Source organism: Escherichia sp. MOD1-EC5950, from assembly GCF_002965345.1.
GTDB lineage: Bacteria > Pseudomonadota > Gammaproteobacteria > Enterobacterales > Enterobacteriaceae > Escherichia > Escherichia marmotae.
The window spans coordinates 23,109-39,496 of the sequence record NZ_PTSR01000004.1 but is presented as its reverse complement, the minus strand read 5'-3'; the positions used below and the strand labels follow the sequence as shown (position 1 = coordinate 39,496).

The following is a 16,388-nucleotide window of genomic DNA, read 5'->3' as shown; positions in this document are numbered from 1 at the left end:
AACCCTCATTGAATAAAGCAGAAATTACTTCGCTTCGCCGTTTTTCATTTCACCCATAGCTTTCAGCTTTTTGGAGATATCGCGGCGTTCTTTGGAAAGCTCAGCATTTTTGATGATGTAATCATCAACGCGATCTTCATAGTCGCCTTTCATGCTGGCGATGATGCCCTGAATTGCTTCGACGCTCATACCCGGTTTGATGTAATCGCTCAGGTTGTCCAGCAGCAGAACGCGTTTCTGGTTGTCACGGATCTTTTTCTCAACGTCCTGGATTTCACGTTGCAGTTTGTTCTTACGACGGAACAGGCGAACAAATTCCAGTACGTCCTGGAATGAAGGCTTGGTAGTTTCCATTTTTATACCCCTGATAATGTGAGAGTCGGATTCGTTTAAGCAGCCGCTATTCGTTAGGGCCAACATTACTCATAGCTGCCGCAGATGACAATGCTTTTATCCCTTTTCACTATCATACCCTTTATCTTTGCTGAATCGAAGCAGCAAGATGATTCTGAAGATCGGGAATTATTTGCGCAAGGCCCGGCAAATCAGATTTGACAACAACTCCAGTTGATGCGCCGTTTCCATGTTAAGCCACACATAGCCATAAATCGGGGTCTCAACGACCTTGAGATCATGGTGGTTATCGAGCAACTGACGCAGCTCTTCCACAGCATCGTTCAATTTTTCCGTATTAGCAAAAACCGGCTGCGGATTACCTTCGTACAGGGCATGAACAAGGCTCAACACGATTTGCTGCATCATGTGCTGTGTATCGCGCAGTTTTTGCGCGTTCAATAACACGAAATGGCTGGGGCGCGTGGCCCAGTAAGCATTGATTTGCAGTTCCAGCATACAAACCAGATTACGGTTAATTGTCTGGATCCCTTCATATATCGATTTTGGGATACGGGTTTCTTTGCTGGCGGGCGCAATCAGCCCACGCATTTTCACGGCATCGGTCAGGAGTTTTTGCAGATGTTTTTCCAGACGTGGACGTTCGAGTAAGTTCGGTGAGAACGCTGACTGATAGACGCGATTATATTCAGTGAGACTTTTCGCCAGTTGAATGCGCCAGTGGATAAAAGCACGTTGCGGCCAGATGCCGGTAAACAACATTGCCAGTAAAGAGCCGAGGATCACATCGCCGCTTCGCCATAATGCGGTATCAATTTCACCGGTTGGCGAGCCAACAACAATTGCCAGCGTCACACCAATCAATAAACCTTGATATGGCTTCTTACCCAGCGCCAGCCAACCGCAAAGGAACATGGCTGCAGCACACCAGACTAACATCAACGGTAAAGAGATTAACTCCAGTTGCAGAGCGATAAGACCTAATATCGAACCCAACACAGTACCGCCAATACGTTCAAAGGCGCGAGGGACAACGTTGCCCCAGAACGAAATTGGCCCCATGATCACCACCATAGTGACCAGCGGCCAGGTGCTTTCCGGGATGGTAAACAAGCGAATGATGAGAAAGGTGAGCAAGAACGCCAGCGCAACTCGCGTACCATGCACAATGCGGTAATGGCGGTACACTCGAATTTCAAACGGGCTTAAGGACTTATCGGCACGCACGCGGGCACTCCGTGGAATAAGAGAAAAAACGGTCATAATGCAATCTGGCAGTCCGGGAACGATAACGCTATGTAACAAATCTGTCCGGCAAACCGGGAATAGCAGACGTTCCCGGTTTGGTTGTCAGAAAACTGCAGACGAATCTTACTCTTTTACATAACGAAAAACAGCGTAGCAATCGGGTTATCCTCTGATCCAGTGCCACTTATCAGCGCTGTTTAGGCTGCACCGCAACATACATTTCGATATCCCAATACCCCTCTTCCGCACCATTGTTCAGATAAACCTCAAAGCAGGGCTTTGGCAACATTTCGTAAGCGCTGTCCTGCAAGAGAGTATTAAAGAACTGATACCAGGGTTTAGCAAAGTCATCACCCACTACGCGTGCAACCGCCACCGCATACTGACCTCCAGAAATTTCCGTCAGGATGACGCCCTCACTGTTTTCGGGGAGAGTGAAGTCATCTGCCACCGAGACGACGGTGTCACAACGTAACTTTTCGGCGGGTGTTTCGTCTGGATTATCGTAATAGACCGCTACCCACTCCTTTGGCACGATATTTTTGTCGTCTACCCACATCATCAACTGCTCAAAACCTTGCTTTACCGTCTGTTCCCACGGGCCAACGAGATGGAAACCTGCAACGGTACGTTTATCTTCCTGTTTAATCTCGTAGTTCATGATGCCCCCATTAATACTGGTTTTATGTACAGTACATTTGCAATATAAAAACCACAAGGAATGAGTGTTGATTATGCGAGCAGACTCGCACTCCTGCCAGTCTGCTGCAAAAGAAAGGTCAGGCCTTATGGTAGAAATAATCGCTCAACCGGGAAAACATGCCGCCTTCACTGACGGATTCCAGGGTGACCAGCGGCCAGTGCGCCACCTGTTTATCCCGATCGTAAAGTTCAATTTCCCCAACCTGCTGATGGGCATTAATTGGCGCGGTCAGTTCTTTATCATTAAGGGTGTATTTTGCTTTGATATTCGGAATCTCCGCTTTTGGCAGCACCATCCAGAACTCTTGTTCGGTTCCAAGCGCAATCTTTTCTTTATCGCCATACCAGATGCGTTCTGTGCCAATCTTTTTCCCACGATGTAAAATTTGCACCGTAGTAAAGTTCTGTTGTCCCCAACGCAGTAGCTTTCTCGCCTCTTCTTCACGACCTTTTGCGCTTTCAGCCCCCATCACCACCGCAATGAGTCGACGCTGACCATCCACAGCCGAAGCAATGAGATTAAACCCGGCCCCGGAAGTATGTCCGGTTTTCAGGCCATCGACATTCATGGTTTTATCCCATAATAAGCCGTTACGGTTTTGCTGGGTGATGCCGTTCCAGGTGAGGCTTTTCTCACTGTACATATGATAAAACTCAGGTTCACCATGAATGATGGCGCGCGAAAGTACGGCTAAATCGTAGGCTGAACTATGCTGACCCGGCGCATCCAGACCATGTACCGTTTCAAAATGCGTATCCTTTAGATGCAACTTCTCGGCGTAATTGTTCATCATTTCAACAAACTGCCGTTGCCCACCAGCAATATAATCAGCCAGCGCAACACAAGCATCATTGCCAGAGTCGACAATTAATCCACGGCTTAAATCACGTACCGATACGCGATCCCCCTCTTTCAAAAACATCAGTGAAGAACCGACAAATACCGGGTTATCTTTTGCCCACGCATCACGCCCCACAGTGACAATATCGTCTGGTGTAATGCGATGACTATCGATAGCACGATCAACGACATAGCCAGTCATCAGCTTAGTCAGGCTGGCAGGATTACGTTGTTGATGCTCATTACCCGCCGTGAGGATCTGTCCGGTTGTGTAATCCATCAATACCCATGACCCCGCATGAATTTCTGGAGGCTGGGGTGAAAAAGGAATATTTTCTGCTGCAAAAGCAGACGATAAATTAAAAACGAACAAAGAAGCAGCAATAACAAGACGGCGTTTCAACAGCAAATCCTCAGGAGTTTCAAATAGCTGTTCTTTTTACGGAAATCCTGATGAACTGGCTGGAATAAAGTGCAAGAAAATGTGACATTTATCTCATTTTAATCTGACATTATCTGTTTCCACACGCTGCCAAATTGTCGCTCTAAAGCTGATTAGCGTTGTGATATTTGGTACTCTGGCATACAGCAGAAATAACGGATTTAACCTAATGATGAATGACGGTAAGCAACAATCTACCTTTTTGTTTCACGATTACGAAACCTTTGGCACGCACCCCGCGTTAGATCGCCCTGCGCAGTTTGCCGCCATTCGCACCGATAGCGAATTCAATATCATTGGCGAACCAGAAGTCTTTTACTGCAAACCTGCTGATGATTATTTACCTCAACCAGGGGCGGTGTTAATCACCGGCATCACACCGCAGGAAGCACGGGCGAAAGGAGAAAACGAAGCCGCCTTTGCCGCCCGCATCCACTCGCTTTTTACCGTACCGAAAACCTGCATTCTTGGTTACAACAATGTGCGTTTCGACGACGAAGTCACGCGCAATGTTTTTTATCGTAATTTCTACGATCCCTATGCCTGGAGCTGGCAGCATGATAACTCTCGCTGGGATCTGCTGGACGTCATGCGTGCCTGTTATGCCCTACGTCCGGAGGGGATCAACTGGCCTGAAAATGATGACGGTCTGCCGAGTTTTCGTCTTGAACATTTAACCAAAGCGAATGGTATAGAGCATAGCAACGCCCACGATGCGATGGCCGATGTATACGCCACTATCGCGATGGCGAAGCTGGTGAAAACGCGTCAGCCACGCCTGTTTGATTATCTCTTTACCCATCGTAATAAGCACAAACTGATGGCATTGATTGATGTGCCACAGATGAAACCACTGGTGCACGTTTCCGGCATGTTTGGTGCGTGGCGCGGCAATACCAGTTGGGTTGCGCCGCTGGCGTGGCATCCTGAAAATCGCAATGCCGTGATTATGGTGGATTTAGCTGGAGATATTTCGCCATTACTGGAACTGGATAGCGACATGCTGCGCGAGCGTCTGTATACCGCAAAAGCCGATCTGGGCAATAACGCCGCAGTCCCGGTTAAGCTGGTGCATATTAATAAATGTCCGGTGCTGGCACAGGCGAATACACTTCGCCCGGAGGATGCCGACCGTCTGGGAATTAATCGTCAGCATTGCCTTGATAACCTGAAAATTTTGCGTGAAAACCCGCAAGTGCGCGAAAAAGTGGTGGCAATATTTGCTGAAGCCGAACCGTTTATGCCTTCAGATAACGTGGATGCCCAGCTTTATAATGGCTTTTTCAGTGACGCCGATCGCGCGGCAATGAAAATTGTGCTGGAAACCGAGCCACGTAACTTACCGGCACTGGATATCACCTTTGTCGATAAACGCATAGAGAAGCTGTTGTTCAATTATCGGGCGCGTAACTTCCCCGGCACGTTAGATTACGCCGAACAGCAACGCTGGCTGGAGCATCGCCGTCAGGTCTTCACTCCAGAGTTTTTGCAAGGCTATGCTGATGAACTGCAGATGCTGGCGCAGCAATATGCCGATGATAAAGAGAAAGTGGCACTGTTAAAGGCGCTTTGGCAGTACGCGGAAGAGATCGTCTGATACAAAAAAGCCGGAGCGTTAAACTCCGGCTTTTTGAGACTTACCGGATGATGACACCATCCGGTTTTATAAAATTATGCAACGTCTTCGTACTGCGGAACCGGGTTGCGGAAGCTCTTAGTTACGCAAGCCAGGTAAATCAGACCGATAGCCGCCCAGATCAGCCCCAGAACCATCGAGCTTTCTTCCAGGTTAACCCACAGCGCACCAACGGTCAGCGCACCACACATCGGCAGGAACAGATACTGGAAGTGATCTTTCAGCGTCTTGTTACGCTTCTCACGGATCCAGAACTGCGAGATAACCGACAGGTTAACGAAGGTGAACGCCACCAGCGCACCAAAGTTAATCAGCGCCGTTGCCATTACCAGGTCAAAGTTGATTGCCAGCAGAGCAATCGCACCAACCAGGATGATGTTCATCGCCGGAGTACGCCATTTCGGGTGTACATAACCGAAGAAACTTTTCGGGAACACGCCGTCACGCCCCATCACGTACATCAGACGCGCTACGCCTGCGTGCGCCGCCATACCAGACGCCAGTACGGTAATGGTGGAGAAGATCAGCGCGCCAACCTGGAACGCTTTCCCCGCAACATACAGCATGATTTCAGGCTGTGACGCATCCGGATCTTTAAAGCGAGAGATATCCGGGAAGTACAGTTGCAGGAAGTAGGTCGCAAAGATGAAGATCATACCGCCGATCAGCGCGGTCAGGAAAATCGCACGCGGGATCACGCGCTCTGCATCTTTGGTTTCTTCCGACAGGTTGCTGATGCCGTCAAAACCGGTAAAGGAGAAGCACAGGATCGTCGCACCGGTAATCATCGGGATGACATGCGCATCGCCAGACCAGAACGGACGGGTGCTCGCCAGCGTACCAGCGCCTTCACCTTCAAATACGCCGTAGACCACCATGCCCAGAATCACCGCGATCAGCACAATCTGCAACACCACAATGACGGTGTTGAAGTTCGCTACGGATTTCAGGCTACGCAGGTTAAAGGCAGTCATAAAGGCCACCAGCGCCACCACAAACATCCACGATGGGATGGAAGGCACCAGAGCTTCAAAATAGATTTTCGCCAACAGGATGTTGATCATCGGCGCGAACAGATAGTCGAGCAGAGAAGACCAACCCACCATAAAGCCAACGGTCGGGCTAATAGATTTCTGGGCGTAAGTGTACGCAGAGCCAGCAGAAGGATAGCGGCGAACCAACTTCCCGTAGCTCAGAGCCGTGAACAGGATCGCAATCAATGCGAACGCATAGGCTGTCGGCACATGACCATCCGTGAGGCCTGAAACGATACCAAAAGTATCAAACAGCGTCATCGGCTGCATATAGGCAAGACCCATCATTACAACCGGAACTAACGTAAGCGTTTTACGCAATTCCACGCGAGAGGTGTTTGGAGTAACGTTATGCGACATGGTTATTCTCCTTTACGGTGATAACCGTCGCGTAAGCAAAAAATTGCCCCATTTTTTTGGATTCCTCAGCGACAACAACTGTCGATTTTTAGTAAATATCTATCCGGTACGAAGCCCGGCCTCTTGGTATGAATGATTGGTTTGAAGCAAAAAATAACCGACGCGGATAAAACGTCGGTTTTTAGTCATTTTTTGACAGCGGCGCATTGTGCCTAAATGGGGGGTAAATGACAAGAGAATGAGGGGCTTGACAGATGATTTTTTATTTAAATGGCTGATTTTCCGTCACCAGATTTTGCATAAACACCGGCGATAGCACTATTTGCTAAAATCTCGTCTCGCCACCACACACTGGCAAGCCCTGCGGTTTGTTCGTTCCAGCCAATCCAGACAGGTTCAAAGAGGGTTTGCGCGACCACTTTCTTCTCGATTAACGCACCACTATCAAGAAAGCGTTGCGCCAGATAACGGGGTAAATAACCACAACCAAGACCACTGATTTGCAGCTCCAGCTTGGTTTTAAAATCAAATACGGTAATAGCTTCTTGTTCATCAAGTATTTGTGAAGCTGTAGACGCGGCTGCCTGCGCAGTGTCACCGACGACTATCGCCCGATATCGTTTAATGATTCGTCGATTTAACGGTTCTTCTTCCAGCGCTAACGGATGATGGGGTGCCACAGCGAACACTTGCTCCAGATCACCCAGACGAGAAAAACCAAATTCGCTGGAAGATGGCGGCTCGTGCATAGCGCCGACAATAATATCTGCCCGGCCCTGGGTCAGCGCCTCCCAGGAACCACCGAGCACGCCATTGATAAATTTCAACCGCGTTACACTGTGATGTTGATAAAAGAGTTCAATAAGTGGCGCAAGCAGAGAAAAAGGAAAGGTGTCATCAACCCCGATAATCAGCTCGTTCTCCCAGCCTTCGTGAAGTTTTATTGCCTGTTTTTCCAGCTCATGAACAGTGTGAAGAATTTCCCGCCCTTTCTCTAATAACATTTTTCCGGTGCGGGTGAATTTAGCGCGGTGACCGCTGCGATCAAGCAATTGAATATTAAGATCACTTTCCAGCTTATGAACGGTGTAACTCAGCGCAGACGGCGTCTTGTACAGTTTGGCTGACGCCGCCGCAAAACTGCCCTCTTTTTCTAAGGCATCGAGGATCATCAACACATCCAGCAGTGGTTTCATACACGCCCCCTTGCGGTGTATGCGGCATTCTGCTGGCGTGATGCTTTACTCCAGCGGCATTACCAGTGGATCGGGATACTGGTATTCAAATCCCAATTCATTACAGATCCGGCTGCCATCAATAATTTTACCTTTGCCGCTGTCCAGGCTGTTTCTGAACTGCGGAGGTTCCAGCCCCAGTAAACGGGCCATCTGCGGATAGAAAACATTACGCGCAGGGTGAGCTGGCGCACATATATTATAGATGTGTCCGCCTTTAGGTGCCTGTAACAACAGAGTGATAGCGCCAATAACATCTTCCAGGTGAACTAAATTGACGCCGTGTTCACCGTCTGGCGCAGTTTTTCCGGCAAAGAAGCGCCCTGGATGACGCCCCGGCCCCACCAGGCCAGCAAGACGCAAAATATCGACCGAAGTACCAGGTAAATTGTGCAGCCAGTCTTCGAGTTCTTTTAACACTCGTCCACTGTTGGTCACGGGATTGCGTGGTGTGGTTTCTTTTACTATGCCTTGCGCATCGCCATAGACAGAGGTTGAACTGGTGAAAATAATGCGGGGAATATGGTGAGCCAGCGCGCTGTCTACCAGCTCTTGCACTGCCTGCAAATAGAACTCGTCGCCAGGACCGCTGCGTCGCGCCGGAAGCGTAATGACCAACGCATCAGCATCCATCAGGGCATCCAGATCGTCAGAATCGCAAACTAACTCGGGATCCATGCGAAGCGTATAGCTATCAATCCCACTCATTCGGGCCGCTTCGACGCCATCTTGTGTGGTTTTACTCCCGGTGACTTGCCAGCCCCGCGCTGAAAGTGACATCGCCAGCGGCATACCTAACCACCCTAACCCGACAATTGCGACCTTTTTCATCCGTTTTCTCCTGATACACCTTAGATCTATAAGGCTACGCCAGCGTATCAAAACTGACAATTCATTCTATGAATGAATCGAAGCTGTTAGCAAATGTACAATTGCCTGATGCGCTCCGCTTATCAGGCCTACAAAAACACCAATATATTGAATTTAGGAAACATTTGTAGGCCAGATAAGGCGTTCACGCCGCATCCGGCATGAACAAAGGCCACTTTAGTTACAGAACACAATGTTCTTGAGGGTTTTAAAACATGTTTTCACGATTACTTTTTTTAACGTAGTCACTCTTAACGCCCTTCTTTCCCTGCTCATTCATTAAACAAATCTATCACCGCAAAATATATAAAAAAGCCCTTGCTTTCTATCGTGAAAGTGGTTTAGGTTAAAAGGCATCAGTTGAATAAACATTCACAGAGATTTTTATGACACGCGTTCAATTTAAACACCACCATCATCACCATCATCCTGACTAGTCTTTCAGGCGATGTGTGCTGGAAGACATTCAGATCTTCCAGTGGTGCATGAACGCATGAGAAAGCCCCCGGAAGATCACCTTCCGGGGGCTTTTTTATTGCGCGGTTGATAACGATTCAGACAGGTTAAAAGAGGAATAAGAAAATGACAGACAACACTCGTTTACGCATAGCTATGCAAAAATCCGGCCGTTTAAGTGATGATTCACGCGAATTGCTGGCGCGCTGCGGCATTAAAATTAATCTTCACACCCAGCGCCTGATCGCGATGGCAGAAAACATGCCGATTGATATTCTGCGCGTGCGTGACGACGACATTCCCGGTCTGGTAATGGATGGCGTGGTAGACCTCGGGATCATCGGTGAGAACGTACTGGAAGAAGAGTTGCTCAACCGCCGCGCCCAGGGTGAAGATCCGCGCTACTTTACCCTGCGCCGTCTTGATTTCGGTGGCTGTCGCCTTTCACTGGCAACGCCCGTTGATGAAGCCTGGGACGGCCCGCTCTCCTTAAACGGTAAACGTATCGCCACCTCTTATCCTCACTTGCTCAAGCGTTATCTCGACCAGAAAGGTATCTCTTTCAAATCCTGCTTATTGAACGGTTCTGTCGAAGTTGCTCCGCGCGCCGGACTGGCGGATGCGATTTGCGATCTGGTTTCCACCGGTGCCACCCTAGAGGCCAACGGCCTGCGCGAAGTGGAAGTTATCTACCGCTCGAAAGCCTGCCTGATCCAGCGCGATGGTGAAATGGAAGAATCCAAACAGCAACTAATCGACAAGCTACTGACCCGTATTCAGGGCGTAATTCAGGCGCGTGAATCGAAATACATCATGATGCATGCACCAACCGAGCGTCTGGATGATGTCATCGCCCTGCTGCCAGGTGCCGAACGACCAACCATTCTGCCGCTGGCGGGTGATCAACAGCGCGTCGCCATGCACATGGTGAGTAGCGAAACCCTGTTCTGGGAAACGATGGAAAAACTGAAGGAACTGGGCGCGAGTTCGATTCTGGTCCTGCCAATTGAGAAGATGATGGAGTAATAGCCATGAGCTTTAACACAATCATTGACTGGAATAGCTGTACTGCGGAGCAACAACGCCAACTGTTAATGCGCCCGGCGATCTCCGCCTCAGAAAGCATCACCCGTATCGTCCGTGAAATTTTAGATAACGTGAAAGCACGCGGCGATGACGCCTTACGGGAATACAGCGCGAAGTTTGATAAAACCAAGGTTACCGCGCTGAAAGTGTCTGCTGAAGAAATCGCCGCAGCCTGCGAACGCCTGAGCGACGACCTGAAACAGGCGATGGCGGTAGCAGTAAAGAACATTGAAACCTTCCACAATGCGCAAAAACTGCCGACGGTAGATGTCGAAACCCAGCCAGGCGTACGTTGCCAGCAAGTCACGCGCCCGGTAGCTTCAGTGGGTTTGTATATTCCTGGCGGCTCTGCCCCACTCTTCTCAACCGTATTAATGCTGGCGACTCCAGCGCGTATTGCCGGTTGTAATAAAGTGGTGCTGTGCTCACCGCCGCCGATTGCCGATGAGATCCTCTACGCGGCGCAACTGTGCGGCGTGCAGGACGTGTTTAACGTCGGTGGCGCACAAGCCATTGCCGCACTGGCCTTTGGTACTGAATCCGTGCCGAAAGTGGACAAAATTTTCGGACCGGGTAACGCCTTTGTGACTGAAGCGAAACGTCAGGTGAGCCAGCGTCTGGACGGTGTAGCAATCGATATGCCCGCAGGCCCGTCGGAAGTGCTGGTGATTGCCGATAGCGGCGCAACGCCGGACTTCGTGGCTTCAGATTTGCTCTCTCAGGCTGAGCACGGCCCGGATTCACAGGTGATCTTACTGACGCCCGACGCCGATATGGCACGCCGCGTTGCCGAAGCTGTAGAACGTCAACTTGCAGAGTTACCGCGTGCTGAAACTGCACGCCAGGCACTGCTCACCAGCCGCCTGATTGTGACCAACGATTTAGCGCAGTGCGTGACAATCTCCAATCAGTACGGCCCGGAACACCTGATTATTCAAACCCGCAACGCCCGCGAACTGGTCGATAGCATCACCAGCGCCGGTTCGGTATTTCTTGGTGACTGGTCACCGGAATCGGCAGGTGACTACGCCTCCGGCACCAACCACGTTCTACCGACTTACGGTTACACCGCCACCTGTTCCAGCCTCGGACTGGCGGATTTCCAGAAGCGCATGACCGTGCAGGAATTGTCGAAAGAGGGTTTCTCTGCGTTGGCTTCGACCATTGAAACGCTGGCTACCGCCGAACGCCTGACAGCCCACAAAAATGCCGTGACTTTACGTGTCAACGCCCTTAAGGAGCAAGCATGAGCACCGTGACTATTACCGATTTAGCGCGTGAAAACGTCCGCAACCTGACGCCATATCAGTCAGCGCGTCGACTGGGCGGTAACGGCGATGTCTGGCTGAACGCCAACGAATATCCTACAGCCGTGGAGTTTCAGCTCACTCAGCAAACGCTCAACCGCTATCCGGAATGTCAGCCAAAAGCGGTTATTGAAAATTACGCGCAATATGCTGGCGTAAAACCGGAACAAGTGCTGGTCAGCCGCGGCGCAGACGAAGGCATTGAACTACTGATTCGCGCCTTTTGTGAACCGGGTAAAGATGCCATCCTCTATTGCCCGCCAACGTACGGCATGTATAGCGTCAGCGCCGAAACCATTGGCGTCGAGTGTCGCACGGTGCCGACGCTGGAAAACTGGCAACTGGACTTGCAGGGGATTTCCGACAAGCTGGACGGCGTGAAAGTGGTTTATGTTTGCAGCCCTAACAACCCGACCGGGCAACTGATCAATCCGCAAGATTTTCGCACTCTGCTGGAGTTAACCCGCGGAAAAGCCATTGTGGTTGCCGATGAAGCCTATATTGAGTTTTGCCCGCAGGCATCGCTGGCGGGCTGGCTGGCGGAATATCCGCACCTGGCTATTTTGCGCACCCTTTCGAAAGCTTTTGCTCTGGCGGGTCTCCGTTGTGGGTTTACGCTGGCAAACGAAGAAGTCATCAACCTGCTGATGAAAGTGATCGCCCCCTACCCACTCTCAACGCCGGTTGCCGACATTGCGGCACAGGCGTTAAGCCCGCAGGGGATCGTCGCCATGCGCGAACGAGTGGCGCAAATTATTGCAGAACGCGAATACCTGATTGCCGCATTGAAAGAGATCCCCTGCGTGGAGCAGGTTTTCGACTCCGAAACCAACTACATTCTGGCACGCTTTAAAGCCTCCAGCGCAGTGTTTAAATCTTTGTGGGATCAGGGCATTATCTTACGTGATCAGAATAAACAACCCTCTTTAAGCGGCTGCCTGCGAATTACCGTCGGAACCCGTGAAGAAAGCCAGCGCGTCATTGACGCCTTACGTGCGGAGCAAGTTTGATGAGTCAGAAGTATCTTTTTATCGATCGCGATGGAACCCTGATTAGCGAGCCGCCGAGTGATTTTCAGGTGGACCGTTTTGACAAACTCGCCTTTGAACCGGGCGTGATCCCGGAACTGCTGAAGCTGCAAAAAGCAGGCTATAAGCTGGTGATGATCACCAACCAGGATGGTCTTGGAACACAACGTTTCCCGCAGGCGGATTTCGATGGCCCGCACAATCTGATGATGCAGATCTTTACCTCGCAAGGCGTGCAGTTTGATGAAGTGCTGATTTGCCCGCACCTGCCCGACGATGAATGTGACTGCCGCAAGCCGAAGGTAAAACTGGTGGAGCGTTATCTCGCTGAGCAGGCGATGGATCGCGCCAGCAGTTACGTGATTGGCGATCGTGCGACCGATATTCAACTTGCTGAAAACATGGGTATTAATGGTTTACGCTACAACCGCGAAACCCTGAACTGGCCGATGATTGGTGAGCAACTCACTAAACGCGATCGTTATGCCCACGTAGTGCGCAACACCAAAGAGACGCAGATTGACGTTCAGGTGTGGCTGGATCGCGAAGGTGGCAGCAAGATTAACACTGGTGTTGGTTTCTTTGATCACATGCTGGATCAGATTGCCACCCACGGTGGTTTCCGTATGGAAATCAACGTTAAAGGCGATCTCTATATTGACGATCACCACACCGTCGAAGATACCGGGCTGGCGCTGGGCGAAGCGTTAAAAATTGCCCTTGGCGACAAACGCGGCATCTGCCGGTTTGGTTTTGTCTTGCCGATGGATGAATGCCTCGCACGCTGCGCGCTGGATATCTCTGGTCGCCCGCACCTGGAATATAAAGCTGAGTTTACCTACCAGCGCGTGGGCGATCTCAGCACCGAAATGATCGAACACTTCTTCCGTTCACTCTCTTACACCATGGGCGTGACTCTGCACCTGAAAACCAAAGGTAAAAACGATCACCACCGTGTAGAGAGCCTGTTCAAAGCCTTTGGTCGCACCCTGCGCCAGGCCATCCGCGTGGAAGGTGACACCCTGCCCTCGTCGAAAGGAGTGCTGTAATGAACGTGGTGATCCTTGATACCGGCTGCGCCAACCTGAACTCGGTGAAGTCTGCCATTGCGCGTCACGGCTATGAACCAAAGGTCAGCCGTGACCCGGACGTCGTGTTGCTGGCCGATAAACTGTTTTTACCCGGCGTTGGCACCGCGCAAGCGGCGATGGACCAGGTGCGTGAGCGCGAACTGTTTGATCTCATCAAAGCCTGTACTCAACCGGTGCTGGGCATCTGTTTAGGAATGCAACTGCTGGGGCGACGCAGCGAAGAGAGCAACGGCGTCGATTTGCTGGGCATCATCGACGAGGATGTACCGAAAATGACCGACTTTGGTCTGCCATTGCCGCATATGGGCTGGAACCGCGTTTACCCACAGGCTGGCAACCGCCTGTTTCAGGGGATTGAAGACGGCGCGTACTTTTACTTTGTTCACAGCTACGCCATGCCGGTCAATCCGTGGACCATCGCCCAGTGCAACTACGGCGAACCGTTCACCGCGGCGGTACAAAAAGATAACTTCTATGGCGTGCAGTTCCACCCGGAACGCTCCGGTGCCGCTGGCGCTAAGTTGCTGAAAAACTTCCTGGAGATGTAATGATTATTCCGGCATTAGATTTAATCGACGGCACCGTGGTGCGTCTCCATCAGGGCGATTACGGCAAGCAGCGTGATTATGGCAACGACCCGCTGCCGCGCTTACAGGATTACGCCGCCCAAGGTGCTGAAGTGCTGCACCTGGTGGATCTGACAGGGGCAAAAGATCCGGCTAAACGTCAAATCCCGCTGATTAAAACCCTGGTCGCGGGCGTTAACGTTCCGGTGCAGGTTGGCGGCGGCGTGCGTAGCGAAGAAGACGTGGCGGCGTTACTGGAAGCAGGCGTTGCACGCGTGGTGGTTGGCTCCACCGCGGTGAAGTCACCAGAAATGGTGAAAGGCTGGTTTGAACGTTTTGGTGCCGATGCCTTAGTGCTGGCGCTGGATGTCCGTATTGACGAGCAAGGCAACAAACAGGTGGCAGTCAGCGGCTGGCAAGAGAACTCAGGCGTTTCGCTGGAACAACTGGTGGAAACCTATCTGCCCGTCGGCCTGAAACATGTGCTGTGTACCGATATCGCGCGCGACGGCACGCTGGCAGGTTCTAACGTCTCTTTATATGAAGAAGTCTGCGCCAGATATCCACAGGTGGCGTTTCAGTCCTCCGGCGGTATTGGCAACATTGAAGATGTCGCTGCCCTGCGTGGCACTGGCGTGCGCGGCGTAATAGTTGGCCGGGCATTACTGGAAGGTAAATTCACCGTGAAGGAGGCCATCGCATGCTGGCAAAACGCATAATTCCGTGTCTTGACGTTCGTGATGGTCAGGTGGTGAAAGGCGTACAGTTTCGCAACCATGAAATCATTGGCGATATTGTGCCGCTGGCAAAACGCTACGCCGAAGAAGGTGCAGACGAACTGGTGTTCTACGATATCACCGCTTCCAGCGATGGCCGCGTGGTAGATAAAAGCTGGGTATCTCGCGTGGCGGAAGTGATCGACATTCCGTTCTGCGTGGCGGGTGGGATTAAGTCGCTGGATGACGCCGCGAAAATTCTTTCCTTTGGTGCGGATAAAATCTCCATCAACTCCCCTGCACTGGCCGATCCGACATTGATCACCCGTCTGGCAGATCGTTTTGGCGTGCAGTGTATTGTGGTCGGTATTGATACCTGGTACGACGCCGAAACCGGCAAATATCACGTTAATCAATATACCGGCGATGAAAGCCGTACCCGCGTTACGCAGTGGGAAACGCTCGACTGGGTACAGGAAGTGCAAAAACGCGGAGCCGGAGAAATCGTCCTCAACATGATGAATCAGGACGGCGTGCGTAACGGTTACGACCTCGAACAACTGAAAAAAGTGCGTGAAGTTTGCCACGTCCCGCTGATTGCCTCCGGTGGCGCAGGCACTATGGAACACTTCCTTGAAGCCTTCCGCGATGCCGACGTTGACGGCGCGCTGGCAGCTTCCGTATTCCACAAACAAATAATCAATATTGGTGAATTAAAAGCGTACCTGGCAACACAGGGCGTGGAGATCAGGATATGTTAACAGAACAACAACGCCGCGAACTGGACTGGGAAAAAACCGACGGACTGATGCCAGTGATTGTGCAACACGCGGTATCTGGCGAAGTGTTAATGCTGGGCTACATGAACCCGCAAGCGCTGGATAAAACCATCGAAAGCGGCAAAGTCACTTTTTTCTCACGCACCAAACAGCGACTGTGGACTAAAGGTGAAACGTCGGGGAACTTCCTCAACGTAGTCAGCATTGCACCGGACTGCGACAACGACACCCTGCTGGTGCTGGCGAATCCCATCGGCCCAACCTGCCACAAAGGCACCAGCAGTTGTTTTGGCGATACCGCTCACCAGTGGTTGTTTCTCTACCAGCTTGAACAACTGCTCGCTGAACGCAAATCTGCCGATCCGGAAACCTCCTACACCGCCAAACTGTATGCCAGTGGCACCAAACGCATCGCACAGAAAGTAGGAGAAGAAGGCGTGGAAACCGCACTGGCCGCGACAGTACATGACCGCTTTGAGCTGACTAACGAGGCGTCTGACTTGATGTATCACCTGCTGGTGTTGTTGCAGGATCAGGATCTGGATTTAACGACGGTGATTGAAAACCTGCGCAAACGGCATCAGTGAGTTACGGGGTAAGCGGATGCGATATTGTTGTCGCATCCGGAGCCATTGCC

The 16,388-nt window shown here is 51.1% G+C and carries 18 protein-coding genes and 1 other annotated feature; of the genes, 10 read left to right on the top strand and 8 right to left on the bottom strand.

The features are described 5' to 3' along the window. Positions 1–24: 24 nt before the first annotated feature. The 4 genes from BEA93_RS06880 to dacD form a co-directional block, all read right to left on the bottom strand. Positions 25–354 carry a DUF496 family protein gene (locus BEA93_RS06880; RefSeq protein WP_000450409.1) on the bottom strand — a complete coding sequence of 110 codons (330 nt, stop codon included), beginning with the start codon at positions 352–354 and terminating at the stop codon, positions 25–27. Between the two features lie 168 nt (positions 355–522). Then, entirely contained in the window at positions 523–1,581 is a 1,059-nt protein-coding gene (locus BEA93_RS06875) for an FUSC family protein (protein WP_001516604.1), read from the bottom strand. Between the two features lie 208 nt (positions 1,582–1,789). Continuing rightward, complete coding sequence (gene sbmC, locus BEA93_RS06870) at positions 1,790–2,263, bottom strand: DNA gyrase inhibitor SbmC (RefSeq protein WP_001105399.1); 474 nt, start codon at positions 2,261–2,263, stop codon at positions 1,790–1,792. Between the two features lie 118 nt (positions 2,264–2,381). After that, the gene (gene dacD / locus BEA93_RS06865) at positions 2,382–3,548 is read right to left on the bottom strand and encodes a serine-type D-Ala-D-Ala carboxypeptidase DacD (protein WP_105224929.1); all 1,167 of its coding nucleotides are present in this window, start codon (positions 3,546–3,548) and stop codon (positions 2,382–2,384) included. A gap of 208 nt (positions 3,549–3,756) precedes the next feature. On the opposite strand from dacD, the gene sbcB reads away from it, so the two are divergent. Further along, positions 3,757–5,184: an exodeoxyribonuclease I gene (gene sbcB / locus BEA93_RS06860; RefSeq protein ID WP_001516606.1), complete on the top strand. Its 1,428-nt coding sequence runs from the start codon at positions 3,757–3,759 to the stop codon at positions 5,182–5,184. 74 nt (positions 5,185–5,258) lie between these two features. Here sbcB and plaP read toward each other — a convergent pair whose 3' ends face one another. The 4 genes from plaP to BEA93_RS06840 all read right to left on the bottom strand — a co-directional run bounded on the left by plaP (position 5,259) and on the right by BEA93_RS06840 (position 8,683). Next, a complete protein-coding gene (gene plaP / locus BEA93_RS06855; RefSeq protein ID WP_000019194.1) occupies positions 5,259–6,617 on the bottom strand; it encodes a putrescine/proton symporter PlaP in 1,359 nt (452 codons plus the stop codon). Then, positions 6,607–6,669, bottom strand: coding sequence for a membrane protein YoeI (gene yoeI / locus BEA93_RS06850; protein ID WP_097433929.1), 63 nt, complete (start codon positions 6,667–6,669; stop codon positions 6,607–6,609). The genes plaP and yoeI overlap by 11 nt, the downstream gene beginning before the upstream one ends. A gap of 214 nt (positions 6,670–6,883) precedes the next feature. Further along, on the bottom strand, positions 6,884–7,813 hold the full coding sequence (locus tag BEA93_RS06845) for a LysR substrate-binding domain-containing protein (RefSeq protein WP_105224930.1): 930 nt from the start codon (positions 7,811–7,813) through the stop codon (positions 6,884–6,886). 45 nt (positions 7,814–7,858) lie between these two features. After that, positions 7,859–8,683, bottom strand: a complete 825-nt coding sequence (locus BEA93_RS06840) for an SDR family oxidoreductase (protein ID WP_016248869.1) — start codon at positions 8,681–8,683, stop codon at positions 7,859–7,861. 425 nt (positions 8,684–9,108) lie between these two features. On the opposite strand from BEA93_RS06840, the gene hisL reads away from it, so the two are divergent. The 9 genes from hisL to hisIE all read left to right on the top strand — a co-directional run bounded on the left by hisL (position 9,109) and on the right by hisIE (position 16,338). Beyond that, positions 9,109–9,159, top strand: a complete 51-nt coding sequence (hisL, locus tag BEA93_RS06835; protein ID WP_001364200.1) for a his operon leader peptide — start codon at positions 9,109–9,111, stop codon at positions 9,157–9,159. Next, positions 9,135–9,258 (top strand) — a sequence feature (His leader region). (Overlaps the previous gene by 25 nt.) A gap of 46 nt (positions 9,259–9,304) precedes the next feature. After that, the gene (hisG, locus tag BEA93_RS06825) at positions 9,305–10,204 is read left to right on the top strand and encodes an ATP phosphoribosyltransferase (protein ID WP_000131781.1); all 900 of its coding nucleotides are present in this window, start codon (positions 9,305–9,307) and stop codon (positions 10,202–10,204) included. A 5-nt stretch (positions 10,205–10,209) separates the two neighbouring features. Continuing rightward, complete coding sequence (gene hisD / locus BEA93_RS06820) at positions 10,210–11,514, top strand: histidinol dehydrogenase (protein ID WP_105224931.1); 1,305 nt, start codon at positions 10,210–10,212, stop codon at positions 11,512–11,514. Then, complete coding sequence (gene hisC / locus BEA93_RS06815; protein ID WP_000108967.1) at positions 11,511–12,581, top strand: histidinol-phosphate transaminase; 1,071 nt, start codon at positions 11,511–11,513, stop codon at positions 12,579–12,581. Before hisD ends, hisC begins: the two co-directional genes overlap by 4 nt. Next, positions 12,581–13,648, top strand: a complete 1,068-nt coding sequence (gene hisB, locus BEA93_RS06810; RefSeq protein WP_001516610.1) for a bifunctional histidinol-phosphatase/imidazoleglycerol-phosphate dehydratase HisB — start codon at positions 12,581–12,583, stop codon at positions 13,646–13,648. The genes hisC and hisB overlap by 1 nt, the downstream gene beginning before the upstream one ends. Further along, positions 13,648–14,238 carry an imidazole glycerol phosphate synthase subunit HisH gene (hisH, locus tag BEA93_RS06805; RefSeq protein ID WP_001103560.1) on the top strand — a complete coding sequence of 197 codons (591 nt, stop codon included), beginning with the start codon at positions 13,648–13,650 and terminating at the stop codon, positions 14,236–14,238. Before hisB ends, hisH begins: the two co-directional genes overlap by 1 nt. Continuing rightward, the gene (gene hisA / locus BEA93_RS06800; protein WP_105224932.1) at positions 14,238–14,975 is read left to right on the top strand and encodes a 1-(5-phosphoribosyl)-5-[(5-phosphoribosylamino)methylideneamino]imidazole-4-carboxamide isomerase; all 738 of its coding nucleotides are present in this window, start codon (positions 14,238–14,240) and stop codon (positions 14,973–14,975) included. Before hisH ends, hisA begins: the two co-directional genes overlap by 1 nt. Beyond that, the gene (gene hisF, locus BEA93_RS06795) at positions 14,957–15,733 is read left to right on the top strand and encodes an imidazole glycerol phosphate synthase subunit HisF (protein ID WP_000880156.1); all 777 of its coding nucleotides are present in this window, start codon (positions 14,957–14,959) and stop codon (positions 15,731–15,733) included. The genes hisA and hisF overlap by 19 nt, the downstream gene beginning before the upstream one ends. Continuing rightward, a complete protein-coding gene (gene hisIE / locus BEA93_RS06790) occupies positions 15,727–16,338 on the top strand; it encodes a bifunctional phosphoribosyl-AMP cyclohydrolase/phosphoribosyl-ATP diphosphatase HisIE (protein ID WP_000954922.1) in 612 nt (203 codons plus the stop codon). The genes hisF and hisIE overlap by 7 nt, the downstream gene beginning before the upstream one ends. The last annotated feature ends 50 nt before the right edge of the window (positions 16,339–16,388 follow it).

Bases quoted from the DNA above. Each gene is read 5' to 3' on its own strand.
- hisF (WP_000880156.1), top strand. From the start codon at position 14,957: ATGCTGGCAAAACGCATAATTCCGTGTCTTGACGTTCGTGATGGTCAG.
- hisG (WP_000131781.1), top strand. From the start codon at position 9,305: ATGACAGACAACACTCGTTTACGCATAGCTATGCAAAAATCCGGCCGT.
- plaP (WP_000019194.1), bottom strand. From the start codon at position 6,617: ATGTCGCATAACGTTACTCCAAACACCTCTCGCGTGGAATTGCGTAAA.
- hisIE (WP_000954922.1), top strand. From the start codon at position 15,727: ATGTTAACAGAACAACAACGCCGCGAACTGGACTGGGAAAAAACCGAC.
- hisD (WP_105224931.1), top strand. From the start codon at position 10,210: ATGAGCTTTAACACAATCATTGACTGGAATAGCTGTACTGCGGAGCAA.
- hisC (WP_000108967.1), top strand. From the start codon at position 11,511: ATGAGCACCGTGACTATTACCGATTTAGCGCGTGAAAACGTCCGCAAC.
- sbcB (WP_001516606.1), top strand. From the start codon at position 3,757: ATGATGAATGACGGTAAGCAACAATCTACCTTTTTGTTTCACGATTAC.
- BEA93_RS06840 (WP_016248869.1), bottom strand. From the start codon at position 8,683: ATGAAAAAGGTCGCAATTGTCGGGTTAGGGTGGTTAGGTATGCCGCTG.
- BEA93_RS06880 (WP_000450409.1), bottom strand. From the start codon at position 354: ATGGAAACTACCAAGCCTTCATTCCAGGACGTACTGGAATTTGTTCGC.
- hisB (WP_001516610.1), top strand. From the start codon at position 12,581: ATGAGTCAGAAGTATCTTTTTATCGATCGCGATGGAACCCTGATTAGC.
- hisA (WP_105224932.1), top strand. From the start codon at position 14,238: ATGATTATTCCGGCATTAGATTTAATCGACGGCACCGTGGTGCGTCTC.
- hisH (WP_001103560.1), top strand. From the start codon at position 13,648: ATGAACGTGGTGATCCTTGATACCGGCTGCGCCAACCTGAACTCGGTG.
- BEA93_RS06845 (WP_105224930.1), bottom strand. From the start codon at position 7,813: ATGAAACCACTGCTGGATGTGTTGATGATCCTCGATGCCTTAGAAAAA.
- sbmC (WP_001105399.1), bottom strand. From the start codon at position 2,263: ATGAACTACGAGATTAAACAGGAAGATAAACGTACCGTTGCAGGTTTC.